The sequence below is a fragment of the Leifsonia sp. 21MFCrub1.1 genome, from assembly GCF_900107895.1.
GTDB lineage: Bacteria > Actinomycetota > Actinomycetes > Actinomycetales > Microbacteriaceae > Leifsonia > Leifsonia soli.
In genome coordinates this window covers 3,159,862-3,185,372 of sequence record NZ_LT629867.1, presented here as the reverse complement: position 1 = coordinate 3,185,372, position 25,511 = coordinate 3,159,862, and the positions used below count along the sequence as shown (strand labels likewise).

At 69.3% G+C, this 25,511-nt stretch carries 19 protein-coding genes; 10 read left to right on the top strand and 9 right to left on the bottom strand.

All coding sequences use genetic code 11. The annotated features are described in order from the left end of the window. Nucleotides 1-81: 81 nt before the first annotated feature. Genes BLW09_RS15025 through BLW09_RS15005 form a run of 5 tightly spaced genes read right to left on the bottom strand, consistent with a single transcriptional unit; the run spans nucleotide 82 to nucleotide 7,567 of the window. Nucleotides 82-1,980 (bottom strand): beta-galactosidase, encoded by a 1,899-nt coding sequence (locus BLW09_RS15025; RefSeq protein WP_089914450.1) that lies wholly within the window; start codon nucleotides 1,978-1,980, stop codon nucleotides 82-84. After that, complete coding sequence (locus BLW09_RS15020; RefSeq protein ID WP_089914447.1) at nucleotides 1,977-2,870, bottom strand: carbohydrate ABC transporter permease; 894 nt, start codon at nucleotides 2,868-2,870, stop codon at nucleotides 1,977-1,979. Before BLW09_RS15020 ends, BLW09_RS15025 begins: the two co-directional genes overlap by 4 nt. Beyond that, nucleotides 2,867-3,799 carry a carbohydrate ABC transporter permease gene (locus tag BLW09_RS15015; protein ID WP_157696949.1) on the bottom strand — a complete coding sequence of 311 codons (933 nt, stop codon included), beginning with the start codon at nucleotides 3,797-3,799 and terminating at the stop codon, nucleotides 2,867-2,869. The genes BLW09_RS15020 and BLW09_RS15015 overlap by 4 nt, the downstream gene beginning before the upstream one ends. Further along, nucleotides 3,796-5,028, bottom strand: coding sequence for an ABC transporter substrate-binding protein (locus tag BLW09_RS15010; protein WP_157696948.1), 1,233 nt, complete (start codon nucleotides 5,026-5,028; stop codon nucleotides 3,796-3,798). Before BLW09_RS15010 ends, BLW09_RS15015 begins: the two co-directional genes overlap by 4 nt. A gap of 46 nt (nucleotides 5,029-5,074) precedes the next feature. Continuing rightward, a complete protein-coding gene (locus tag BLW09_RS15005; RefSeq protein WP_231946887.1) occupies nucleotides 5,075-7,567 on the bottom strand; it encodes a beta-glucosidase in 2,493 nt (830 codons plus the stop codon). Nucleotides 7,568-7,743: 176 nt separating this feature from the next. Here BLW09_RS15005 and BLW09_RS15000 point away from each other — a divergent pair, with 176 nt between their 5' ends. The 9 genes from BLW09_RS15000 (at nucleotide 7,744) to BLW09_RS14960 (ending at nucleotide 20,429) form a co-directional block, all read left to right on the top strand. Continuing rightward, entirely contained in the window at nucleotides 7,744-8,382 is a 639-nt protein-coding gene (locus BLW09_RS15000; RefSeq protein WP_089914435.1) for a TetR/AcrR family transcriptional regulator, read from the top strand. 105 nt (nucleotides 8,383-8,487) lie between these two features. Further along, the gene (locus BLW09_RS14995; RefSeq protein ID WP_089914432.1) at nucleotides 8,488-9,513 is read left to right on the top strand and encodes a LacI family DNA-binding transcriptional regulator; all 1,026 of its coding nucleotides are present in this window, start codon (nucleotides 8,488-8,490) and stop codon (nucleotides 9,511-9,513) included. 160 nt (nucleotides 9,514-9,673) lie between these two features. Beyond that, nucleotides 9,674-11,002, top strand: coding sequence for an ABC transporter substrate-binding protein (locus BLW09_RS14990; protein ID WP_089914429.1), 1,329 nt, complete (start codon nucleotides 9,674-9,676; stop codon nucleotides 11,000-11,002). Between the two features lie 57 nt (nucleotides 11,003-11,059). Then, a complete protein-coding gene (locus tag BLW09_RS14985) occupies nucleotides 11,060-11,971 on the top strand; it encodes a carbohydrate ABC transporter permease (protein ID WP_089914426.1) in 912 nt (303 codons plus the stop codon). Next, nucleotides 11,968-12,867, top strand: coding sequence for a carbohydrate ABC transporter permease (locus tag BLW09_RS14980; protein ID WP_089914423.1), 900 nt, complete (start codon nucleotides 11,968-11,970; stop codon nucleotides 12,865-12,867). Before BLW09_RS14985 ends, BLW09_RS14980 begins: the two co-directional genes overlap by 4 nt. A gap of 36 nt (nucleotides 12,868-12,903) precedes the next feature. Beyond that, nucleotides 12,904-13,998, top strand: a complete 1,095-nt coding sequence (locus BLW09_RS14975; protein ID WP_089914420.1) for a glycoside hydrolase family 130 protein — start codon at nucleotides 12,904-12,906, stop codon at nucleotides 13,996-13,998. A 31-nt stretch (nucleotides 13,999-14,029) separates the two neighbouring features. Continuing rightward, nucleotides 14,030-18,616: a polysaccharide lyase family 8 super-sandwich domain-containing protein gene (locus tag BLW09_RS14970; RefSeq protein WP_089914417.1), complete on the top strand. Its 4,587-nt coding sequence runs from the start codon at nucleotides 14,030-14,032 to the stop codon at nucleotides 18,614-18,616. Nucleotides 18,617-18,633: 17 nt separating this feature from the next. After that, nucleotides 18,634-19,686 carry a LacI family DNA-binding transcriptional regulator gene (locus BLW09_RS14965; protein ID WP_089916953.1) on the top strand — a complete coding sequence of 351 codons (1,053 nt, stop codon included), beginning with the start codon at nucleotides 18,634-18,636 and terminating at the stop codon, nucleotides 19,684-19,686. Further along, the gene (locus tag BLW09_RS14960; protein ID WP_089914412.1) at nucleotides 19,686-20,429 is read left to right on the top strand and encodes an HAD-IIB family hydrolase; all 744 of its coding nucleotides are present in this window, start codon (nucleotides 19,686-19,688) and stop codon (nucleotides 20,427-20,429) included. Before BLW09_RS14965 ends, BLW09_RS14960 begins: the two co-directional genes overlap by 1 nt. A 333-nt stretch (nucleotides 20,430-20,762) precedes the next feature. On the opposite strand, the gene BLW09_RS14950 is transcribed toward BLW09_RS14960, so the two are convergent. After that, nucleotides 20,763-21,302, bottom strand: coding sequence for a hypothetical protein (locus BLW09_RS14950; RefSeq protein ID WP_089914406.1), 540 nt, complete (start codon nucleotides 21,300-21,302; stop codon nucleotides 20,763-20,765). Between the two features lie 413 nt (nucleotides 21,303-21,715). Between BLW09_RS14950 and BLW09_RS14945 the strand changes: the two genes are divergently transcribed. After that, complete coding sequence (locus BLW09_RS14945) at nucleotides 21,716-22,147, top strand: VOC family protein (RefSeq protein ID WP_089914401.1); 432 nt, start codon at nucleotides 21,716-21,718, stop codon at nucleotides 22,145-22,147. 40 nt (nucleotides 22,148-22,187) lie between these two features. Here the strand turns inward: BLW09_RS14945 and BLW09_RS14940 are convergent, their stop codons facing one another. From BLW09_RS14940 to BLW09_RS14930, 3 genes are all read right to left on the bottom strand, one after another. Continuing rightward, nucleotides 22,188-22,583, bottom strand: a complete 396-nt coding sequence (locus tag BLW09_RS14940; RefSeq protein WP_089914398.1) for a RidA family protein — start codon at nucleotides 22,581-22,583, stop codon at nucleotides 22,188-22,190. A gap of 93 nt (nucleotides 22,584-22,676) precedes the next feature. After that, the gene (locus tag BLW09_RS14935) at nucleotides 22,677-24,566 is read right to left on the bottom strand and encodes an amidase family protein (protein ID WP_231946886.1); all 1,890 of its coding nucleotides are present in this window, start codon (nucleotides 24,564-24,566) and stop codon (nucleotides 22,677-22,679) included. Continuing rightward, nucleotides 24,563-25,285: a cohesin domain-containing protein gene (locus BLW09_RS14930; RefSeq protein ID WP_089914395.1), complete on the bottom strand. Its 723-nt coding sequence runs from the start codon at nucleotides 25,283-25,285 to the stop codon at nucleotides 24,563-24,565. Before BLW09_RS14930 ends, BLW09_RS14935 begins: the two co-directional genes overlap by 4 nt. Nucleotides 25,286-25,511: the final 226 nt, after the last annotated feature.

Sequence of the window (25,511 nt, the reverse complement as noted above, 5' to 3'; positions counted from 1 at the left end):
GTAAGCGACGGCCTGGTCGACGGCCCGTCACGCGGTGGTGCGGCAGTGCTCCTCTCGGTCGGTCGGGTTGGGTGTCCCGGCTCAGGGGCGGACCGGGTGATCCCTTCGGATCAGGAAGACGTGGTGGCCGGGCGGGAGGTCGAGGGTCGCCGATCCGTCCGCGATGGCCACCTCGGGTGCGCGGCGCGCGGTGCCGTGCCGGGGGATGAGCGCCCCGCCGGCCACCCCGTCGAGCCGGATGCGCACCGTCGTGGAGCCGGGGCCCCAGCGCACGATGTGGAGGATGTCGCCTGCGCCGCCGTGCCGTATGGTCGCGAGCGTCTCCCGTGCAGGCGACCCGTCCGGGCGGGCGGCCAAGAGACGGACGGAAGCCAGTGCGTCCCACCCGGAACGGGGGCCGACGCGGAGCACTGGACGGCCGGCGGCTTCGAGCCCGGCGATGACTGACGCGTCGACACCGCAGAGGTCGGGCACGATCAGTGGACGAGCGCTGCTCGCGTCCGCTTCGGATGTGGTGTCCCAGAGGTCGTAGGCGATCCCGCGGGCGGTGAGTTCGGAGAGCGTGGCGTCCCATGCGGTGTAGGGCGCCGCGCGTTCGACATCGGACCACGGGACGTCAGGTATGCGGGCTGTTCCGGTCACGGTGTACGCATCGAAGGCGTCCGGACGGTGCCAGACGACCTCCACCCCGGGTTCGACGGGTCGTCCGACGCCGCCGGCCTCGTGCGACAGGAGGAGGTCGTCGACGGGTGCGAAGAAGGCGCTCCGCTCGCCGTCAGCGCTCAGCGGCGAGAACTCCCAGTTCTCGCGGTCGGCGAGCATGTACAGGTTGGCGCCGGCGAATCCGAGGGTGACGGCAGCCCCCGACCAGATCTGCTGCTCGAGCGGCGTCGGATCAGGGTAGGCCACCTCCTCGCCGGGGGACCGCCAGATTCCCGCCTGCAGCTCCGGCACCCACGGGACGGGTTCGCCTGCGGCTCGGGCTGTCGCGGCTGATCGCGCCAGCCGGTGGATGTCGGCGGTGTCGAGAGGCGGGATGTAGTAATGGTCCTCCCCGGTGATCGCGTCGGCGATCGCGCGGATGTCGCGATGGGCGACGGGAACATCGTGGACCGGGTGTGTCACGAGGTTGACGGTGTACAGCAGCGAGTCGCCGCCGAGGGCGGTGTGCATGTCGCGCAGGGCACGGAGGTAGCCGCCGGTCGCGTCGGTCTTGTACCGGATCCAGTCGTGGAGGCGTCGCCGATGCGCGGCTCCCACCGCTCCGGCAGGTCTGCGCGGCGGGGAGGCGGCGCGCAGTGCGACGCCGGCATCGCCCCAGGCGGCCTGGAGCTCGGCGTCGTCCGCGTACCGCCCGACCAGCCATGCGCGGAAGGCGTCGACGGAACTGTCGCTGTAGTCGGCGGCGTACATCGCGTCCTGGAAGCAGCTGCTCGGCTCGTTGTCCAGCTGCATCGCGACCACGGGGCCCCGCGGGTGCGCGAAATCGCCGACCGCGTCCCACACCGCACGGAACCAGCCGCGGACGGCATCGAGGTAGCGCTCGTCGGTGTAGCTGGGCACGGGGTGGAGGAACGGAGGGTTGTATCCGATCACCACCTCACCCGAGTCGTCGCGGGCGAGGAGCTCCTGCCGGGCGAGGAGCCAGTCGGGGTATCCGCCTCCCGGCTCCTCCGCGCAGATCCAGGGCCCGGGTTTGAGCTGGACGAGCACACCGAGTTCGGAGCACAGGCTCAGGAACCGGCGCACGTCGAGCCGCGGGTCGCGGCGACCGTCGAAGTCGAGCTCGCCCGGCCGGGGCTCGTGGCGGCGCCAGGACAGGTAGGTGCTCACGACCCGGACGCCGGCGTCGCGTGCGGCGCGGAGGGCGGGCTCCCACTCTTCTGGACGCATCCGCCAGAACTGGATCTCCCCGGCGAGGAACGGGATCGCCTCACCGTCAACGATGATCGCCCCGTCGCGGGCGACGACCCTGCTCATCCCTTGACCCCTCCCGCTGCATTGCCCGCCACCAGCCAACGCTGGATGACGCTGAACAGGATGATGCTGGGGATGGCCACGAGGATGGACATGGCGGCGAGCTGGTTCCACGACACCTCGTAGGCGCTGGAGAGCTGGGAGAGGCCCACCGGCAGCGTGCGGTTCTCGTCGCTGTTGGTGAAGGTCAGAGCGAAGGTGAACTCCTCCCACGCGCCGATGAAGATGAAGATCCCGGCTGCCACGACTCCCGGGCGGGCCGCGGGAAGGGCGGCGTACCACATCGCCCCGAACCAGCCGCAGCCATCGATCCTCGCGGCCTCGTCGATGTCTTTGGGGATCTGGTCGAACGCCGTCTTCATGAGCCACGCCCCGAGGGGAGCCGACGAGCTCACCTGCGCGAGCACGAGCGCCCAGGGGGTGTCGATGAGGTTGAGACCGGACACGATGTTGAACAGCGGGATGATCAACAGCACGGACGGGAACATCTGCGTCGCGAGAAGACCGATGACGATCGCGATCTTGCCGCGGAACTGGAAACGCGACAACGCGTATCCGGCCATCACCCCGATGAGGAGACCGATGGCGACCGTGCAGACGCTGACCAGCACCGAGTTGCCGAGCCAGGAGAGGAAGTTGCCGCGGCCGATGACGTAGACGAAGTTGTCGAAAGTGGGATGCGCCGGGATGAGCGCAGGCGGCGACTGGTAGAGCTCGGCCCGTGTCTTGAACGCGTCGGAGACGATCCCGAGCATCGGGAGGAGCGCGAACGCGGCAAGCACCAGAGCGCCGATCCACAGCAGGACGCGCGAGGGCCGGGCGCGACGCCGGCGTCGTCGCTGAGTGGGCGCCGCTGCCCGGCGCGTGGGGAGTCGTTCGGCTGTCGCGGTCATGCGAGAGCGTCCTTTCCGAAGGCCCGGATGTACAGGGCGGACCCGAGCGCGACGATCGCGAAGAGAATCATCGACAACGCCGAGGCGTAGCCGAAGTCGAAGCTGCTGAAGGCGTTCTTGTACACGAACGTCGTGAGGATGTCGGTGGCGCCCGCCGGGCCGCCGCCCGTCATCACGTAGATCAGGCTGAAGTTGTTGAACGTCCAGATGAGGGCCATCAGGGTGCTCGTCAGCAGCATCGGCTTCAGCAGGGGAAGGGTCAGGCTCCAGAAGGACCGTGCCCAGCTCGCGCCGTCGACTCCCGCCGCCTCGTAGATCTCCGCGGGGATGGACGCCATGCCCGCGATGAGGAGCACCATGATGAAGGGGAAGCCCCGCCAGACGTTGGCTGCGACGACGGCGCCCAGCGCGGTGCCCGGGTCCGCCAGCCACGCGTGCTCCAGGCCTCGGAGGCCGAGGACGCCGAGGATCTGGTTGATCATGCCGTAGTCCGGTTGGTAGAGCAGTTTCCAGGCGAGTGCACCGACGACCACCGGAGTCGCCCAGGGGAGCACGAAGACCGCGCGGAGCACCCGGGCGCCGGCCAGCTGCTGCAGCAGGAGGGCGCCGGCCATGGCCACGACGAGCTGGAGGGCGACCGAGCCGACGGTCCAGGCGATGCTGTTGGCGAACACGCCCCAGACGGCGGAGTCGGTGAACGCCTGCACGTAGTTCTCGAAGCCGATGAACTCCCACCCCTCGTGCTTGGTGGGGTTGACGTCGAAGAAGCTCTGGATGGCGACGTTGACGATCGGGTAGACCACGAAGACGCCGACCGCGAGCAGTGCGGGTGCCAGGAACAGGTACGGCGTCAGCCGTGACCGCCAGTGCAGGCCTCGTGGGCCGGACCGGGTGGTCCGGCCCACGAGGGCGGGTGCTGCTTGGGTCACTTCAGCGCCTTGTCCGAGGCGGCCGCCGCCTCGTCGAGGGCATCCTTCGCGGACTTCGTGCCGGAGAGCGCAGCCTGGACGGCGTTGCCGAGTGCCGTGTCGACGTCGCCGGCCTGGGCCACGGTCGGCCGCGAGCGCGCCTCCTCGAGCACCTTGGCGAAGGCGCTGATCGAGGGGTCGTCCTTGAATGCGGGGTCATCGTAGAGCGAGGTCTTCACCGGCAGGTAGCCGAGAGCGCTCGCCCACTTCTTCTGCACCGAGTCCTGCATCAGCCAGCTGACGAACGTCTTGGCCGCGTCGGCGTGCTTGGTGTTCTTGAGAACGAGCAGATCCAGGCCGCCGAGGACGGTGGCCGCCTCCTTGTCCTTCGGCAGCGGCGCGACGGCCCACTTGCCGTCGATGCCTGCGCTCTTGAGCGAGGGGATCATCCACGGCCCGGACGTCATCATGGCGAGCTTGCCCGAGACGAAAGGTCCCTTCAGGTCGTCCTCCGTCGCGGTCGCCATGCCCGCAGGCATCGCGCTCTTCTGCAGGTCGACCCAGAGCTGGAGGGCGCGGACACCGTCGGCGGAGTTGAACTCGGCCTTGGTCTGGGCCTTGTTGAGGACGTCGGCGCCCGACTGCCACAGCCACGGGTAGAACTCGAATCCGCCCCAGCCGCCGAACAGCCCGACACCGTGCACATCGCCCGTCGTGAGCTTCTGCGCCGCACTGGTGAACTCGTCCCACGTGGCCGGGGGCTGCGAGATCCCGGCCGCGCTGAGCAGGTCGGTGCGGTAGAACAGAGCCAGCGCCGAGACGTCGATCGGGACCCCGTAGAGCTTGCCGTCCTTGGTCACAGCATCGAGGCTCGCGGGGAAGTAGTCACTCTTCGTGCCGGCCGCGTCGGCGAGGGGGAGCGCCCAGCCGGACGCGATGAACTGCGAGGCCCGCGGCGGCTCGACCCGCGCGATGTCGGGTCCCTTGCCTCCGGCGATCTGGGTGGTCAGCTTGTCGTAGTAGCTCGAATCGTTGTCACGGATGAGCTTGACGGTGATGTTCGGGTGCGCCTTCTCGAAGTCCGCGAGCTGGGCTGTGAACTGAGCCGACTCGGCGTCGCTGAACTGCTCCTGGAAGGTGATGGTGACCTTCTCGTCGCCGCTGCCGCCGGATGACGCGCAGCCGGCGAAGGCGGCGATCACCAGGGGTGCGGCAGCGAGCGCTGCCAGCCGTCGGGTGGTGGTTCTCATGAGCGGAATGCCTCCTTGCATTGGTGGGGGTACGGGGTGGTGCGGGTCAGTCGGTCGTCAGCTCCTCGCTGCGGACCGTGGCCGTGACGCTCAGCCGGAGGTCGCGACTGGAGCGGGCGGCGTGGAACACGTAGAAGCCGTCGGGGATCTCCCAATCGTGGCGTTCCGTGTTCCAGATCTCGAGGGCGCGGCGGTCGATCGCGACGGTTGCCGTCGCCGTCTCACCGGCGCGCACATCCACGTTCGCGAAGCCCGCCAGCCAGCGGACGGGGCGCTCGACCGGCGAGTGCGGGCTCTCCAGATAGATCTGGACGATCTCGCGGCTGTCGCGTGCCCCGACATTGGTGACGGTGACGGACGCGGTCAGTTCGTCGACGGGGCCCTCGACGGTCAGGGCCTCATAGAGCCAGGTGCCGTAGCCCAGACCGTATCCGAACTCGCGGGCGGGAGTTCGCGACGTCCTGTCCCACTCCCGGTAGCCGACGTGGATGCCCTCGGAGTAGTCGATGACCCCGTTCTTCGGGAGGGTCGAGCGGACGGGCACGTCGTCCTCCGCCGCCGGAAGCGTCCAGGGCAGCCGCCCGGACGGCTCGATCCGGCCGGTGAGCGCATCCGCGAGCCCGCCGCCCGCCTCCTGTCCTGGCAGCCACCACCACAGGGTGGCCGCGGTCCGGTCGAGCCAGGGGAGGATCACCGGGGCGCCGGCGTTGACCACGACGACGGTGCGGGGATTGGCTTCCAGGATGCGCTCCACCAGCTCGTCCTGGCGGCCCGGCAGGCGCAGGTTCTGACGGTCCCAGCCCTCCGACTCCGTCTCCTCGTTGGTGCCGACGACGACGATAGCGACGTCCGCCGAGCGGGCGGCCTCGACGGCCGCCTCGAGCTCCTGTGCCGCGGTCTGCTGCTGAACCTCGTGGCGGAGGACGAAGCGCACGAACCGGCCGTACGCGCCGGCGTCGACGACCTGCTGCTCGGACTCGATGAGCAGGTCGACCGGCCGGTCCCCGACGAGGATGTCGAGCGCGGGCCCGCCAGGGAGATTGGCGGAGGAGTCGAGGATCACGTCGTGATCGGCGCGACGGTCGGAGGCGGAGACGACGTCGCCGTCGAAACGGATGCGGTGCCAGCCGGACACGCCGACATCCACCCGGTGCACGCCCGGTCCGGTGAGGCGCACGATCGCCTGGATGCGAGCGCTCACGGCGTCCGCGGGGGCTCCGCGGTTCCAGCCCTCATCAGCCGTAACGGCGACCGGGTCGCCGACGACATCCCCCTCCCGATCGAGGAATGTGAGGAGGTAGCCGGGGCGCCCATCGGGCGTCGTCACGAGTGCTGGGTCGATCGGACGGGGGTGGGCTCGTCCGGCGGCACCGCGGTACAGGCCGATGGTGGCCTCGGGGAGGGCTTCGGTCAGTGCCGCCAGCGGCTCGGAGAGCCCAGGGGCGGTCACGAATGCGCTCCCACCGCCCTGGACGAACGGTTCGACCGCGTTGGGGCCGATCAGGGCGACCGAGCGCACGGCGGTCTGCGCCACGGGGAGGGCCCCGTCGTTCCGCAGCACGACGATCGACCGGGCGACGGCCTCCCGCAGCAGCGCGCGCGTCGCGGGGAGGGTCGGCAGGTCGAGCGGAGCCTGCTGGCGCCGGGCGTCCCCGACCGCTCCGACCCGCTCGCCGAGCCGGACGATCCGGTCCACCTTGTCGTCGATGGCCTGTGCGGGTACCAGCCCGGCCTTCACGGCGTCGACGAGCGCGGCCCCCCAGGGGCCGTCCGGTCCCGGCATGACGAGGTCGAGACCGCCGAGCGCCGACGCGACCGTCGAGCCGGTGGCGAGCCAGTCGCTGACGACGACACCGTCGAATCCCCATTCGCCCTTGAGGATGCCGTTGATGAGGGGGCCGTGCTCGGTCGCCGGAGCGCTGAGCTCTCCGTCGTCGACCCCGTTGTACGCGGCCATCACCGACCAGACGCCTGCGTGCACCACCGCGCGTTCGAACGGTGCGAGGTACACCTCCCGCAGGGCACGCTCGCCGAGGCGCGACCGGTATGTGGTCCGCTCGGTCTCGGACTCGTTGCCGAGGTAGTGCTTCACGCACATCGCGACGCCGGTCGACTGGGTCGCCTCGATGAGGGCCGAGGCCAGGATGCCGGTGAGCAGCGGATCCTCTGAGAAGGCTTCGAAGTGCCGCCCGCCGTACGGCGTCCGCTGGAGGTTAACGACCGGTGCCAGCAGCACATCGACCCCCTTGCGGTGCGCCTCCATGCCGAGCAGGTGACCGAGCCGGGAGAGCAGCCGAGTGTCGAAAGTCGCAGCGAGCGCGGACGGCGAGGGCAGCTGCGCCGACGGCCGCACGTCGTCATCGACCCCCCGCACGCCGATCGGTCCGTCCGAGAGCACGATCGGGCGGAGGCCGCTCGAGGGGAGCGCACGAAGTGTCCAGGAGGTGGCACCGGTGAGGAGGCGCACCGCCTCGTCCAGGTCCGCGACGTGAGTGCGGGGACGCACGTCCGCGTGCGGAACGGTCATCGGTGTGGGCATCTTCGCTCCTCTGGGCGGTTCTGTCGGCCGTTCTGGTCCGGCCGAAGCGACCGTGGGAGCGAGACTAGCAATACTTACTGACCTGTACGCAAGTAGAACGGGCAACATTTTTGAAAAAACTTACTGACTGGTCATAAAGTTGAGGGACGAGAACGCTCGAGGACGAGGAGCACCCCATGACGCGAGGGCGAGCAGCCCATGCCGTGCCGGCAGGAGCGCGGGTCGCGAACCCCCGGCCGGAGACGGCCGAGAAGCGGCAGCGCATCCTGGAGGCGGCGATGTCCATCTTCGCGACGCGCGGCTACAACAACGGCTCTCTCATCGAGATCGGTGAGGAGGCGGGGGTCAGCCATGCGGGCGTCATCCACCACTTCGGCTCGAAGGACCAGCTCCTGATCGCCATGCTGGAGTACCGCGACGACTCCGATGTCGCGGAGCTCGAGGGCAAGCACATTCCGGACGGCGCCGCCCTGTTCGACCACCTGGTGCGAACGGTGGAGCTCAACATCGAGCGGCCGGGGGTCGTCCAGCTGTACGCCGTGCTGTGCGCTGACTCGGTGACAGAGGGCCACCCCGCGCAGGACTACTTCCGTGCACGCTTCGTCGGTCTCCGCGAGATGGTGCGGGGAGCCCTCGCTGACGTGGTGCCGGAGGCCTCCGACGCCCGAGTCGACCTCGCGGCCTCCACCATCATCGCCACGATGGACGGCCTTCAGGTGCAATGGCTCCTCGACCGGTCCGCCGTCGACATGCCCGAGGCGGTCCGTCTCGTGATCGCCTCCGTGATCGATCGGCTGCGTTCCGAGGCGCGCTGAGCCGATTACCCCGTCATCCTTCCAGGCGCCGGCGGGAAGCGCCCGCCCGCCTCTTCGGCATAGGATGTCCGTCGCTCGATGCAGGGCGGAAGGCGAGGCGGATCGGTGGGCGATGAGCGGGTCACGATCGTCGACGTCGCGAACAAGGCCGGCGTCGCGATCAGCTCCGTCTCGAGTGCGCTGAACGGCCGGCCGGGAGTCTCGGACGTCACCCGCGAGCGCATCATCCGGATCGCCGCCGAGCTCGGGTTCGTACCGTCGCTCCGCGGCAAGAGCCTGTCCGGGCGTCGCGCGTTCACGGTCGGTCTCGTCCTGCACCGCGACCCGGACGTGCTCGAGCTCGACCCGTTCTTCGGCGGCTTCATCGGCGGCATCGAGGATGCGATCGATCCCCGCGGGTACGCTCTCGTCCTCCAGATCAGCGCCGAGTCGGACAAGGTGCTCCAGCGCTACGAGAAGCTGGCGGCCGACCGTCGCGTCGACGGCGTCTTCATCAACGACCTGGAAGTCGACGACCCGCGCATCGCGCTGGTGCAGAGGCTCGGCCTGCCCGCGGTCGCCATCAACCCGGGGGCCGGCTTCCCGATCCCCGCGGTGCGCGAGGACCCCGACGCGGGCATCCGGGCGACCCTCCGGCACCTCGTGGACCTGGGTCACCGCCGGATCGCGTACGTCAGCGGCCGCACGAACATGACGCACTCGGTGGAGCGCGAGAACTCCTGGCGTGCCGGTCTGCAGGAACTCGGGCTCGCACCTGGTCCGGTGGTCCCCGGCGAGTTCACGTACCTGGGCGGGGCGTCCGCCGCATCCGTCCTGCTCGAGTCCGCCGACCCGCCGACCGCCGTGATGTGCGCGAACGACCTGTCCGCGATCGGCCTGATCGCGCAGGCCCAGCACCTCGGCGTCGATGTGCCGGGGCAGCTCTCGGTCGCCGGGTTCGACGACATCCGGCTCGGCACCTATGTGCGGCCGTCGCTGACGACGGTGCACACGTCGCCCCGGGAACTGGGGCGGCAGTCGGGGAGGATGCTGGTCGACCTGATCGAGGAGGGGGCGGTCGACGACGTCAGGATCCCCGATGCCGAGATGATCGTCCGGGATTCCACTGGCCCGGCACGCGACCGGCGCTGACCTCGCCGGCGCGTTCTTCGGACCGAGGGTTGCATTCACCCGCCTGAGCGTGCAACCATGTCGTTACCGAAACGTTTCGGTAGATCGCGGCATGAGATCCGAAACGTTTCGGTAGAGACACCTGCTCATCACATTCCCGAACTCGACGAGGAGACAACACATGGCAACGAAGAGGTTGCGCGGCGCGACCCTGGGCCGGCGGCTGATCGCCGGCGCGGTCGCCGCAGCCACGATCGGCGCGCTCGCCGCCTGCTCCAGCGGCGGCGGATCGACCGACGGAGAGCCGAGCGGGAAGCTGCAGCTTCTCGTCTCGAGCAGCGACGCGACGGACGCCGGCTTCCGGGCGATCAACGAGGCGTTCGAGAAGCAGTACCCGAAGGTGGACGTCGTGTTCTCCACCGTCTCGAACGACAACTACCCGGCGACCAAGTCCTCGCGCCTCACGGCCGGCAACCTCGACCTGTTCGTGGTCAAGGGCCTGATGGAGACGCCGTCGTACGCGAAGGATGCCGCCACCGACGACGCGCGTCTCGCGAAGGCGGGCGGACTGGTCGACCTCACGGGCGAGTCCTTCCTCAAGCAGTACACGCCGACTCTGCTCGACGCGCAGGCGATCGGCGGAAAGCAGTACGCGGTGCCGACCGGCGTCAGTTACTACACCGGTGTCTTCTACAACAAGAAGATCTTCGCCGACAACGGCCTCGACATCCCCACCACCTGGAGCCAGTTCACCGCGGTCGTCGACGCGCTCAAGGCCAAGGGCGTCACGCCGTTCGGTCTGGGCGGCAAGGACAGCTGGCCCGCCGGTCTCCCGATGCTCGCCTCCGTCGCGTCCAACTATCCGACCGTCGCCGACAAGCAGCAGCTGGCGAAGGACCTGTGGACGAACAAGGCGAAGCTCACCGACCCGACCGAGGTGAAGGTGCTGCAGCAGACGGAGTACGTCCTGCAGAACGCCCAGGAGGGTGCGGCGGGCGCCGACTACACCTCGATCCCGTCCGGGTTCGCGGCGGGCGACTTCGCCATGACCGTCGACGGCACCTGGGACCAGCCGACGATCGACGCGGCCGTCGCGAAGAAGTTCGACTACGGGTACTTCCCGTTCCCCGGCTCCGACAAGGCGGCCGACAACGCGCTCCTCAACGGCAAGACGGAGCTCCAGCTGGCCGTTCCCACCTCCGCGAAGAACAAGACGGCGGCGCTCGCGTGGCTGAAGTTCTTCTCCGAGAAGAAGAACTACGAGCTGTTCCTGCAGAAGTCGGGCTTCTCGTCGGCGCAGCCCGGCATCTCGACCAGCGCGTTCCTCCAGTCGATCGGGGGCTACACGAAGTCGTACGAGCCCGCATGGGACCAGGTCTGGTTCGCCAACAACAAGGCCGGTCAGGATGCGGTCTTCCCGTTCAACTATCCCGCGCTGAGCCCGCTCGGCTCCGCCACCCCGGAGGAGGCCGCCCAGGCCGCCCAGAAGGCGTGGTCGGCGGCCGGCTGACCTGTCGGGCAGGGTGGCCCGCCGCCGCGGGCCACCCTGCCGAAAGCAGAGAAACACATGACTGAATCGTTCCCCTTCCCCCGCCGCACACCGGTCCGGATCACCTTCGGGCTCGGGATGCTCCTGCTGGGCATCTTCGGCTTCGTCCCTGCGATCGGTGTGCTGATCGCCTCGCTCACCGACCTGCGCGGGTTGCCCGGCCTCCCGATCAACTTCGTCGGCCTGCAGAACTACGTCGACTTCTTCTCGCCCGCCAAGTGGGCGGACAGCGCGAACGCTCTGCGCAACACGATCATCTTCGCCGTCGTGAGCACGGTGCTGCAGATCGTTGTCGCCCTGGCCGTCGCGGTGCTCCTCAACCGCCGTCTCCGCGGTCGCGACTTCTACCGGGCCGTCGTGTTCATGCCGACGATCCTGGGCGTGACCGTCACGGGCCTGGTGTGGTCGCTGATCTTCAACGTGAGCGGCGGTCCTGCCGCCTCTCTTCTCGGGCTGTTCGGCGGGCATTCGGCCTTCTTCGGCGACCCGAAGCTCGCGCTGGCCCTCGTGATCCTGGTGCAGGTGTGGATGGTGCTCGGCGTCTCGGTCATCATCTTCCTGTCCGGCCTCCAGGCGGTCCCGGAGGAGCTCAACGAGGCGGCGGAGATCGACGGAGCGAGCGGCTGGCAGCGGTTCCGCAGCGTCACCGTCCCACTGCTGGCGCCGTCGATCACCGCGAACGTGCTGCTGGGCATCGTCAACGCGCTGCAGAGCTACCAGCTCATCTACGTGCTGAGCGGCCCGAACAACCGCTCGACGCAGGTGCTCTCGCTGCTCGTATATGTGCAGGGCTTCGGGGGAGCCTCGGGCACGACGCTGTCGCAGTCGCAGGGCTATGCCGCCGCGGTGTCGATGGTGCAGTTCTTCCTGGTGGCCATCGTCTCGATCATCGCTCTGGCCATCCTCCGCCGACGGGAGGCGAAACTGTGACGACCACAACCGAGGCCGCGACCCCCGCGACAGCGGACACGCTGCCGGAGAAGGCGGGCGGCCGTCGCGAGACGATCACCCGGCGCCGCCGCCGGCGGATTCCGGTCGGGGCCTACGTCTGCGCGCTCATCCTGATGATCGTGTTCCTGTTCCCGCTGCTCTACCTGTTGAACACGGCCCTGAAGTCGCAGGCGGAGTTCGTCGCCAACCCGGTCGGGCTGGTCTCGGACCCGCAGTGGGGCAACTTCGCGACCGCGTGGGAGAAGGGCGACTTCGGCGCGTACATCCTGAACAGCGTCCTGTACACGGCGGCCGGATCGGCGATCGGGACCCTGCTCACGCTGGTGCTCGCGTTCCCCGTCGCCCGCGGCTACGTCCGCGGTGCCAAATACTGGTCCGTCGTGTTCGTGCTCGTGCTGTTCCTGCCGAACGCCCTGATCACCCAGTTCCAGCTGCTGCTGCGCCTCGGCCTCTACGACACGCAGCTCGGCTACATCCTGCTGGTCGGTGTCGGCGTCGGCGTCGGACCTCTGCTGCTGAGCGGGTTCGTGAAGTCGATCCCGAAGGAGCTGGACGAAGCGGCCGCGATGGACGGGGTGGGCTACTGGCGCTACCTCTTCACGTTCATCCTGCCGCTCGCCCGCCCGGCGCTGGTGACGGTGTTCATCCTGCAGGCCGTGTGGATCTGGAACGAGATCATCCTGGCGACGGTCCTGCTCGCCGACCCCACCCGCTTCCCCGTGACGGTCGGGCTCTACGCCTTCAAGGGGACGTACGGAAACCAGTGGCCGCTGCTCGCGGCCGCGACGTTCATCGTCGCCGCTCCGCTGATCGTCGGATACATCTTCATCCAGCGCTACCTGGTCAACGGTGTCGTCGGAGCCGTCAAGGGCTGACGCCGTCAACCCCATCCACCCCCGAGAGAGGTCCTGTTGTCCACCACCATCCCCGCCAGCACCATCGCCACGGACGTCCCCTACGCCCTGGAGCGCATCGGCATCGTCATGGAGCCCGATGCGGCCGACCCGCGCCAGGTCGAGGGTGTGCTCAACCCCGCGACCGTGCAGGACCCGGACGGCACCGTCCACCTCTTCCCGCGGCTGGTGGCCGAGCACAACGTCTCCCGGATCGGCCGGGCCCGCGTCGTGGTGACCGACGGTGTCCCCACGGGCGTCGCCGAGCTGGAGATCGCCCTCCAGGCGGAGCGCGGCTGGGAGCACGGCACGGCGCACGGCGGCGTGGAGGACCCGCGCATCACCCCCCTGAACGACCTCGGCATCCACGTGATGAGCTACGTCGCGTTCGGCCCGCTCGGCCCGAAGCCCGCGCTCGCGGTGTCGACGGACGGCCGCGAGTGGACGCGGCTCGGCCCCATCCAGTTCGCCTACGACGACGCCCTCGACACCGACCTCAATCTGTTCCCGAACAAGGACGTCGTCTTCTTCCCGGAGGTCGTCCCGGACCCGGAGGGGCGCCCGAGCTTCGCCATGCTGCACCGGCCGATGTGGGACTTCGGCTTCGTGCGTCCGAACGAGCAGCCGCCTCTTCCCGCGGGCGTGACGGACCCGCGGGCGAGCATCTGGATCTCCTATGTGCCCGTGGACGACGCCGTGCAGGACCTCACGGCGCTCACCCGCCCCGGCGGCCACCGCTTCGTCGCCGGTCCCGAGTACGAGTGGGAGGCCCTCAAGATCGGAGCCGGCCCGGCGCCGCTCCGGGTTCCGGAGGGCTGGCTCGTGCTGCACCACGGCGTCACCGGAACGCTGCCCGGCGGTTCGTTCGTGCCCCAGGCGTTCACCGTCCGCTACGTCGTCGGGGCGATGCTGCTCGATCCCGACGACCCCTCGCGCGTGATCGCCCGCACGAGCGAGCCCCTGATGACTCCCGAGACCGCGGACGAGACCGCGGGAACGGTGGAGAACGTGCTCTTCCCCACGGCGATCGAGAAGATCGGCGGAGAGCATGTCGTCTTCTACGGCGCGGCCGACACCCGGATCTCGGCCGCCCGCCTGGTCCGCACCCCCTGACCCCCCGATAGCGAACAAGGAGTCCAACGCAATGACGCGTCATCCCGAAGACCCGCACGCTCCACATCCCTCGCTCCTCCGCCGCTCGCGCTCGTCCGCGCTCGTGGCGTTCCTCGTCGCCGCGCTCCTGAGCGTGGTCGGTCTGGCCGCCCCCGCGAAGGCGGCGGACCTGCAGACCGACGTCGCGACGATCGTCACGCGCCTGCAGGACTACTACCTGAGCCAGGGCGACGAGGTGCAGATCGCCAACGGCATCTACCTGGCGCAGACCTCGAATGCGCTCGACTACGTCGCGTCGCAGAACGCTGACGGCTCGTGGTCCGATGTGAACTACCAGGACACGACGAGCTCGGCGAACGGGAAGACCTGGGACGCCTACAAGGCGCTCTACCGGATGGTCGCCATAGCCCAGGCGTACCGCGAACCCACCGCGAAGGGCTACCACGACGCGACGCTCATCGCCGCGGAGGAACGCGCGCTGACGTACTGGGACAGGGTGAACCCGGGGAACACCAACTGGTGGGAGACGGAGATCGGCGAGTCGATCGCGATGGGGCGGATCTCGATCTTCGTGGGGGATGTGCTGAGCAGCGACGCCGCGGCGCTCGCGATCAAGCACAACCAGGGCAAGCTCGACCCCGCCGGAGCGAACGGCGCGTGGCGCACCTCCGACTACCTGTACAAGGCGCTCGCCACCCGTGACGCCGCCGCCATCACGGCGGGCTTCGCCACGATGGTCCAGACGGTCGCCGTCGACGACTCCGGCACCGTCCAGGAGGCCGTGCAGCCGGACTCGACGTTCTGGGCGCACGGCGCCCAGCTCTACAGCGAGGGCTACGGAATGGCCCTGTTCACCATGGTCGCGATGTGGGCGGACTCCGCTCGCGGCACCAGCCTGGCGTTCACACGCGACCAGCTGGACACGATCGCCTTCTACATCGTCGACGGCACCCGCTGGCTGATCCGCGGCGAGATCGAGATGCTGTACCTCCTCTACCGGCCGGCGACGACCGTCGACGGCGTCACGAGCTACGCCGCCGTCTTCCTCGATCCGCTTGACCGGATGGCGCGCACCGACCCGCTCTACGCGACCGCGTACCGGCAGATGGCCGACAACATCCGCGGGAAGACGTCCGGCAACGGTGCGATCGGCGACAAGTACTTCTGGCGTTCCGAGTTCTCCTCGCACCAGCGCGCCGACTACGGCATCGTGACCGGTCTGAACTCGAGCCGGACCGTCGGCAGCGAGTACCGCTCCACCCTCCGCAAGGACGTCGGGAACGAGATCGTCTGGAACCGCACCGGCACGACGGCGATCCAGGTCACGAACAAGGAGTACACCGACCTCGGCCCGGCGTTCGACTGGTTCCACTACCCGGGCACCACCGTGCCCTATGTGAAGGAGACCACGCTCGGAAAGGACGGCCGGTCGGGCAACGGCGGCGCGTTCACCGGCGGCGTCTCGGATGGCACCTACGGTGCGAGCGTGGAGAGCCTGGACCGCGTCGGCACGCAGGCGCAGAAGAGCTACTACTACTTCGACGATGAGATGGTGGCGCTCGGCGCCGGCATCCAGTCGTCCTCCAGCGCGCCCATCCACACCACGGTCAACCAGGTCGCGGCGAAGGGCAATGCCTCGGTCGACGGCCAGAAGGTCGCGCCGGGCACCGACGGCCAGGTCGTCGCCGATCCGTCGTGGGCCTACAACGACAAGGTCGGGTACGTGTTCCCGTCCGATCAGTCCGTGACGGTGTCCGACAAGACGCAGACCGGCAGCTACTACGGCGACCAGCCGGAGAGCCACGACGCGTTCACCCTGTACTTCGACCACGGCACGAAGCCGACCAACGCCACGTACCAGTACATCGTGCTCCCGGCGAAGTCGGCTGCGCAGACCGAGGCCTACGCGGCCAAGCCGGCGGTGAAGGTCCTCCGCAACGACAGCGCGGTTCAGGCCGTGCAGCACGCAGGGCTGAAGCGGACGATGGCCACCTTCTACCGGGCCGGATCGCTCGACCTCGGCGACGGCCGCACCCTGTCGGTGAGCCAGCCCAGCATCGTGATGCTGGACGAGTCGTCCGGCACCCCGGTGGTGAGCCTCTCCAACCCGAGCCAGCCGGGCATCCTCGTCGATGTCGAGCTGAGCGGCGGGGCGTCCGCGTCGCGGGGCACGTTCGTGCTCGGCACGGGGGCGAACCTCGGGAAGACCGTCACGGAACCGCTGGTGGCCGACGACTCCGACGGCTCGCCCTACACGGCGAGCGGTTCGGTCGCCGGCCACGGTCCGTCGCGCGCAGGCGACGCGGATCCGGCAACCACGTGGCAGTCCTCCGGAGCGGCCCCTTGGCTGAGCCAGCGTCTCGCGGCGGGCTCCTACGCGATGGGCGCCGACGTCGACTGGGGCGCCGACTACGCCACGCGCTTCCTCGTCCAGACGTCCCTGGACGGGGTGACCTGGACCGACCAGGCCCTGGTCCAGCGCGGCACGGGCGGACTTCAGCACGTCGACTTCCCGGCGACCGCGGCCAACTTCGTCCGCATCCTCCCGTTGGACGGGCCCGGCGGAGGATCGTACGCGGTGGCCGAGTTCGCGGCCGTCGCCCGGGCGAATCTCGCCCTGGGCGCTCCGACCACGGCATCGGACGGGACGAGCCCGGCGAGCGCGACCGACGGGAACACCACCACCCGGTGGATCGCCGACCGGACCGGGTCTCCAGACACCTCCTGGCTGCAGGTCGATCTCGGGAAAGTGCAGAAGATCGGGGCCGCGCGGCTGTTCTGGGAGGCGTCCTACGCCAGCCAGTACAAGATCCAGGTCTCGGACGACGGCAGCACGTGGCGCGACGCCTACGTCACGCCGGCTGCCGGGAGTGACGGAGGCACCGACCTCGTCGCTCTGAATGCATCCGGGCGGTACGTCCGGATGCAGACGGTCAAGCGAGCGCTCACCACCTACGGCGTCTCGGTGTGGGAGTTCGAGGTGTTCGGCGACAGCGCCATCACCGCAGCGCCAGCAGCGACAGGACGGGTGAACCTCGCGCAGGGGAAGCCGACGACCGCCGACAGCGTCTACAACAACCTCGCGAATGTGCAGGCTCCGGCGGCGACGGACGGCTCGAAGACCACCAAGTGGTCCTCCGCCCGCCCCTCCGGCACCGCGCCGTACACCAACCGCAATTGGCTGCAGGTCGACCTCGGCACGGTCCGTCCTGTGTCGCAGGCGGTCGTCGAGTGGGAGAGCGGCAACTCCACCGACTACCAGCTCGAGGGGTCGGTGAACGGAAGCGACTGGACGCCGCTCGCGCACGTGCAGAACACCGGCACCGCCGACCACCGCCGCGACACGACCGACTTCCCGACCGCCGAAGTGCGCTACGTCCGGGTCATCGGGTCGCCTGCGACCAAGTATGGGCTCAACATCTGGGAGTTCGAGGTCTACGGCGGTTACAGCCTGGCGTGCACGGCGCCGGTGAACGCCGAGCGCGGCGGTACGGCCACGCTTGCCGCGACGATCACCCCGCTCGTCCCCGGCGACTCGTTCACCGCGTACTCGCTCGACCCGGCCGTCGCGGCGGTGGCTTCCGCGCCCCAGGCCGCCGCCGATGGAACGGTCTCGGTCGGCCTGAAGACCGGGGTGCCCGGCAGCACCTCCGTCGTGCTCGTGCACGGTGCCGGGGACGAATTCGTTCGCTGCCCGGTCACTGTGGGGGTCGACAAGAGCGCTCTGCAGGTACAGGTGGACCGGGCGAACGGTCTCGACAGCACCTGGTACACGCCTGCCACCTGGTCGCCCCTGCTGCCTGCCCTGGAGGCTGCGAAGGCGACGCTCACGGCGGCAGACGCCAGCCAGCCCGCGATCGACGCCGCCGCTGCGACGCTGAAAGCCGCCATCGACGGCCTGCGCGCCACCGCCGTCGTCAGCGCACCCGCTGTCAGCACGAAGTGGGCGACGGCGGCGACGGTCACCGTCACGGTCACCTCACCGCTCCCGGTCACCGGGAAGGTCGCTCTCACCGAGGGGGACAAGGACCGCGGGGTCGCATCCCTGAACGGCGGCGTCGCCACGTTCACCCTCCCTCCGGGCCTCGCAGCGGGCGACCACGTGCTGACGGCGACGTACTCCGGCAGCGACACCGTGGCCGGCGCCGACACGACGGTGACCGTTACGGTGGTGCTCCCAGCCGCCTGGAGCAAGACGACGTCCTACAAGACGGGCGACATCGTCAGCTACAAGGGTTCCGTCTACAAGGCGGGCTGGTCCACGAAGGGCGAGCAGCCCGGGCTCAGCAACACCGGAGCCTGGCAGGAACTGGCGATGACCGAGAGCGGTGCCGCCGTGTGGACCCCGTCCCGTGTCTTCGCTGCGGGCGACACCGTCGTCTCCCAGGGCAAGACCTTCCTGGCCGGCTGGTACAGCCGCGGCGATGTCCCCGGGTCGGTGACGGGACCGTGGCAGGAGATGGCCACCGCACCTGACGGCACCGCGTTGTGGACGCCGTCGCGCATCTTCACCGCGGGCGACCGGGCGAGCTACAACGGCGTCGTCTATGTCGCGAAGTGGTGGACCCGCAACCAGGCTCCGGGCGACGTCAACGGCCCGTGGGCCGTGGCGCGGTAGCGGACGGAGGCACCGAGGTGGGAACCGGTTCGGGTCCGGATCCCGCCTCCGGTGCCGCCCGGGAGCCGGGGGAGCGGCGCATCACCATCGCCGATGTCGCGGCGCGCGCCGGCGTCTCCAAGAGCGCGGTGTCCTTCGTGTTCAACGGGCGCCGGGGGCTCAGCGAGGGGACGACGGACCGCATCGTCCGGGCCGCACGAGACCTCGGCTGGCGCCCGAGCTCCCGCGCCAGGGCGCTCTCCGGGCAGCGACCGCGGACCGCGGGCCTCGTGCTCCGCCGGGACGCGGCGGCCGCGAGCTCGGATCTCGTCGGTTTCCTCCACGGGATCGGGTCCGCGCTCGCCGCGACCGGCGCTGTCCTCGTCGTGCGCGTCGTCGCGACCGATGCCGACGAGCGGGAAGCCTACTCGGCCTTCGCCCGGGAGGCGCAGGTGGACGTGGTGCTGCTCGCGGGCCTGCGGGTCGCCGACGACCGCCCGGCCGCTCTGGCGCGGCTCGGCCTGCCGTTCGTCTCCGCGGACAGCGTCGGCGCGCCCGACCAGGGCGAGCGGATGCGGCAGGCGATCCGTCACCTCGCCGGCATCGGCCATCGTCGGATCGCGCTGGTCGCGGACGGGTCGCTCGCACGGTCGGCCCGGTGGAGCACGGAGTTCGCGCGGGAGTCTCGCCTGCTGGGGCTCGATGCCCGGGTGGCATGGGTGTCCCCATCCATCCCGATTACCGTGAGGGACGCCACCGCCGGCCTGCTCGACCGTGCCGAGCCTCCCACCGGGATCGTCTACGAGAGCGATCTGCTCGCGGCGGCCGGCATGCAAGCCGCCCTTCGCCGTGGCCTGGAGGTTCCGGACGAACTCTCGGTGATCGCACTCGACGACGGCCCGGTCGCCCTCGTGACGAATCCTGCTCTCTCGGTCGTGCGGCGCGACGCCGAAGCGTGGGGCCGGGCCTGCGGTCGCCTCCTGGCGAACAGCGGCGGCGGTTCCCCGGGGGATGCGTTTCCTCCGGCCGAGCTCATCGTGCGCGGCAGCACCGCGCCGCCATCCCCCTCCAACCAGGAAAGGTCCCGCTGATGCCCCGTCTCGTCGCCTTCGATCTCGACGACACCCTCGCCCCGTCGAAGTCTCCCGTCGACGCGCGGACGGCCGAGTCGCTCGGACGTCTCCTCGAGGTGATGGAGGTCTGCGTGATCTCGGGCGGCCGGTTCGAGCAGTTCCGCGACCAGCTGCTCTCCCGTCTGCCCGCGTCGGCGCCGCTGGAACGCCTCCACCTCATGCCGACCTGCGGGACGCGCTACCTGAACTGGGACGGAGCCCGCTGGCGCCTGCGGTACGCCGAGAACCTGAGCGACGCCGAGCGGGAGGAGGCGCTCGCCGTGGTCGAGGAGGAGGCGTCACGCTTGGGGCTGTGGGAGGCGGGGACGTGGGGGCCGGTCATGGAGGACCGCGGCTCGCAGATCACGTTCTCAGCGCTGGGCCAGTTCGCCCCTGTCGCCGAGAAGTCCGCCTGGGATCCGGCCGGAACGCGGCGCAGCAGCCTGCGGACGGCGGTGCAGTCCCGGCTGCCCCGGCTGGAGGTGCGTGCGGGCGGGTCGACCAGCATCGACATCACGCGTCGTGGCGTGGACAAGGCCTACGGGATGAGGAGGCTCGCGTCGATCACGCACATCCCCTTCTCGGACATGCTCTTCGTCGGGGACCGTCTCGACCCGGACGGCAACGACTACCCGGTGATCGCGCTCGGTATCCCGACACATCCCGTGCGGGACTGGACGGAGACGGCGTCGCTCATCGACGAGCTGATCGCCGCGGCGTGATGTGCTTCGCTGGTGGTCGCGATCCTCGCAGCTGCTGTACAACGTCCTCGGCCAGCTTCCCGCCTTGGATTGCCGCGCGAAGTGGGGCACCACCACCACGATCCTCCCGAAGGCTCGTGTGCGGCTCGAGCCTCTTGCTCATCTCCGTGATTGGGTTTCCGACCAGGAGCGGATCGGGGCGACGACCTCCCCCTACCCGACAAGTCAGGTGGCGTCGTTGCGGTGCCGGACTGCGACCGTGTAGCGCATGTCGTGCTTGTGCAAAAGTGGACCGACCTTGCTCTCGGTGCATATGACACCGCGCCGGTCTACTTACATATTAGCTGTTATGGGTCATCGCCTCAGCAGCGTACCCATGATTGTGATGAGTGCACCTGCGGCAGCGGTGATCGCTGAGATCACTGGACGACGTCGCGCTAGAAGGGAAAGCAGTGCCGAGGCGAGCGATGCGGCCAACGCATATGCGCCGATGAGCGCGTTCAGCAGGGGGAACATTCCGGCGGCCTGGATGGGCTCAGACCAGGCGAACGATACGGCCGATGCAGCAATGCCTGTAATCGTGGATGCAGCGAGGATAGCAATTCCAGTGCGGGCGCCAGCTTTGCGGAAGGGAACGGTCGCGAGGCTTGCCAGCGCGGCCACAACGGCGGTGGCGGGGAAGACGATTGCGAACAGCGAGCTGAACCGGAGGGCGGTGTTTGTGGCGAGATCGGTGGAGTATTGGCCTGCTGCTTGTGCGGAGAAGAACAGCACAAACCACGCAACGACGATCGCCGATACCACCGCTGCGGCCGCGAGCAGCGCGATCGCGTGGGTGATCGAGTTTCGACGCAGTGTGGCCGGCAGGTGCATTTTGGAGATCGCTGTGGCCATGGTTTCTCTCAGATCGTCCTTAGCGGCGGAGGGATGTGTTGACGGTTTTGTATCCGCGTGCTCCGACAAGGCACTGGAAGCCCTCGTTGCTGTACTTGAACATGTTGTTCCAGTCGTAGGTGCCATCCCATCGGACCCAGCCCTCGTGGTTAGGGACGGGGTAGCGGTGTCCGACGACCTCGACGAGACCGCTGCGGTATAGGCGTACGACCACGTTATAGGCCCGCACGTCTGCTTGTCTTGCAAGAGCATGTTGTTCCCGCCGGTGCGCGTGAATGAGGACGGCCCTGCGATGACAGTCCTTGATCCCAAGGAAGTAATCCGTCTGGCTCATGGAAAAGTCGGCCTCCCGATGATGCGGTGGCAGAGGTCGCCGGCCACGCCGCCCCTCCGGCGGTCGCTATCCTCGACGCATGACCGCCCGGATTGCGAACGTGACGTTCTTCGCCGAGAATCCCACCGAGCTGGCGCGCTTCTGGAGCGCCGTGATGGGCTACCCGGAACCCACTGGCTGGGACCCGGAGGACGTCGCAGAGCTCAGAGCCTCCGGAATGACCGACGAGGAGATCGCGGATCGCGCCGAAGCCTGGGATCAGAATCCGGCGCATCAACGGTTCTACTTCAGCCGGTACCGGCACGAGCGACGGCAGCGCAACCGCGTGCACCTCGACATCACGCCGTTCGACGACCGCCGCGCCTCGCGCGAGGAGCTCGAAGCGGAGCGCGACCGCCTGATCGCCCTCGGTGCCACCGAGGAGAAGACCCTCCTGGGGTACTGGGGCCCCTACGAGGAGTTCGTGATCATGATGCGCGACCCGGAGGGCAACGAGTTCTGCCTGCAATAGCTCCGTATCGAGTGGGAGCGAACAGCAAACCTCGCTAACGTCAGGAGTCACTCCGACCTTCGCCGACATACGCGGTCATGCGGATGGAGATCAGCACGTCGGGGATCACGGCGCCGAGTTTCGCCGCATACCGAGCGGGCGGATCGCTCGGGAACCACGATCGGTACTCCTCGTTCATGCCGGCGAAGTCGGCCGGGTCGCTGAGGAGGATTCCGACTTCGACGACGTCGTCCAAGGTGGCATCCGCCGCCGCGAGAACAGCGCGACAGTTCGCGAGCGCCTGCCGCGTCTGCTCCTGGATCGTGGGACCGGCGGGTCTCCCGGTGTTGACGTCGACCCCCACCAGTCCCGAGATGTGGATGAAGCCTCCCGACTTCACGCCTTGGCTGTAGAAGGGGGAGCTCGGCGCATCCGGGGTGCTGATCACTTCGCGCATGCGCTCAATATGGCTGCTGGCGGCCGTGGTGGCCAGGGGGAGACGAGCGCCCCGGCGCGAAGCCGGGGCGCTCGTCTCGGTCGGGCGGTCGCTCTACTTGAGCGGACCGTAGAGCGGCGCGGTCGCCCGCGCGTGCGTCGCCTGCTCGAATGCGTACGCCAGGCCGATGATGCCGCTCTCGTCGTAGTCGCGCCCGAGGAACTCGAGGTTGACGTTGGCGCCGACCAGGGGGTTCGTGCCGTCGGACGCGATGGCCTGGCCCATAGGCACCGTGATGGCGGGCATCCCGGTGTTGGGGCTGAGGCGCATGTTGGTCCCGATGGTGCTGTACGGCGAACCGCTCGGGTACACCAGGGAGTCCAGAGCGTTGTCGTTCAGCAGCTGCGTCACGGTCGCGTTGCCGGTGGCGATGGCGGCGGTGTGCGTGCCCGAGGGGCCCGCCCACGCCTGGTACTGCGCGTCCGTCACGTTGTTGCGCGACGTATAGATGCTGTTGCGCGTTGTGACGTTGCGACCGCTGGCCAGGATGTCGTCGATCGAGCGAGCGGTCACGTTCGGCGCCAGGTGATTCTGGATGTAGATGTTCAGGTCGTGCTTGAACTCGTTCGTGCTGCCGCTTCCTTCGTTCAGCGTTGCCGTGAACGCGGCAGGCACGCTCGTGATCTCCACGACCGTCGCCCCCTGCGCCTCGAGCGTCGCCTTCGCAGCCGCCCACAGCCGGGTGACCGTCGCGTTGCTGCCCAGCATGGAGGTGACGATGCCGATCCTCTTGCCCTTCAGCGCGGTCGGGTCGAGCGCTGCTGTGTATGAGGCCGGGACATGGCCCTGCTGCTCCGCCGTGATCGGGTCGGCCGCATCCACACCGGTGACAGCGTCGAGCGCGACCGCGGCGTCGGTGACGCTGCGGGCGATCGGGCCGCCCGTGTCCTGGCTGAGGGCGAGCGGGATGATGCCGTCGCGGCTGGTGAGGCCGACGGTGGGGCGGATGCCGACCAACGAGTTGTACGTCGACGGCACGCGGATCGAGCCTCCGGTGTCGGTGCCGAATCCGATGCCCGCCAGGTTCGCGGCGATGGCCGCACCCGTGCCGCCGCTGGACCCGCCCGCGGTCTTGGTGGTGTTCAGCGGGCTGGCGACGAGAAGCGTCTTGCCCGGGTCCTGGAACGAGGAGAACTCGGAAGCGAAGCCGTACGCGAACTCGTCCAGGCTGGCCTTGGCGAGGATGACGGCGCCCGCTGCGCGGAGGTTCTTCACCATGGTCGCGTCGTCGCTCGTCTGGTTGCCGTCCCAGCAGCCGCAGCCGCCCGTGGTGGGCATGTCGACGGTGTCGTAGTTGTCCTTGACCGCGATCGGGACCCCGAGCAGCATGCTCGTCATCCCCTTCTGCGCACGGGTGGCGTCCGCCTGGGCAGCGATCGTCAGAGCCTGCGCGTTCGTCGAGATGATCGAGTTGAGGGCGCGTCCGCCGGCCCCGGTGTCGACGACGGAGCGGTCGAGGGCGGCGATCCGGTCGAGGTACTCCTGGGTGATCTTCACGGAGGTGGTGACGCCGGCGTTCATCGCGGCCTGCATGTCCAGGGCGGAGGCCTCCACCAGCTGGAACGGCCCGTCGTCGTAGATCATCCGCTGCGAAAGGGTGACGACATCCTTCACGGTGATGACGCCATCCGTGTCGGTGTCCGCCGCGGCGACGGTCGACCAGTCCGCCGAGGCGGTGGTGGCGCCGAGATGGTGGGTCAAGACGTCGAGGTCGGCCGTTGTCACCTGCTTGTCGCCGGTCAGGTCGAGGGCGGTGTAGTACGGCGCGAGGAACGCCTCGGAGCCGCTCGGGACCGGTGCGGCCGCGGCCGGGGCGACGATGGCGCCCGTCGCAGCGAGTGCGGCGAGAGCAGCGAGCGCGCCGGCGGTTGTCGTGACGCGGCGGGCGGCGGTTCGGGTGTGCATGGCGGTGGTGCTCCTCGTGATCGATCGGCGGGCGGTCATCGGGCTTCTCCTGCACGTCGGCGGCGGACCGCGATCAGGACGGCGGCTGCACCGAGCACGACGAGGAGCCCACCCGCGATGACGTACGGGAGGACATCCGAGCCGGTCGAGGCCAGATCGTCGGCGGTGGATGCGTTGGACGTCGTCGATGTCGCGGAGCCCGACCCGGAGCCGGTCGCCGGCGTCGTCCCCGCCGGAGGTGCGGTGACCGAGCCCGGTGCGACCGCGACGGCCGGGCTCACCGCGGCGTTCGAGAGCGGGGTCACAGCCGACGCGGGGTCGACCAGCGAGAGCGAGCGCAGGGTGAACGCTGTCGATCCCGCAGCCTTCGCCGTGAACTTCAGGGTGTACGAGATGGTGCCTGACAGAGCCGGGGAGGTGCCAAGCCGCGTGTAGACGAGGTCGACCGTGCCGGAGGCGGTGCCGACGGCGTCGTAGCCTCCGGCGGTGACGACCGCGCTGCCGTCGACGTACGCGACGATCGCCGGGTCGAAGGCCAGGACGGCCTCGTAGCCGAAGACGTCGGTCGCGCCGGTCAGTGTCACCGTCACGTCGAAGGAGTCTCCGGCGGTGACCGCCGACGGCGCGGAGACCGTGACAGCGGCCACCGCGGGAGCCGCGACGGCGGGCGCCGCAGCGCCGACCGCGAGGCCGAGACCGGCGAGAGCGGCCGCCGCGGCGGCCAGAAGGCGCGCGAAGCGCCTGGGGGTGTGATGCATCGGGTGGTGCCTTCCTGTGGAGCGGGCGAGAGGGGGTCGCCGATGCGTCCGCCGTCAGCGGCAGGAAGGGAAGACTCGCGTCGTCGAGGAGCACGATCTGCGAACGGTCCAGAGCCGGCCCCGGGGGGTGGGCCAGCGGCTGAGGAAGCGGCTCCATCGACAGGCTCGACGCTAGAGGCCCGCTGTTTCGCGCAGCGGGCGATCGTGTTTCTGAACGATTACACAG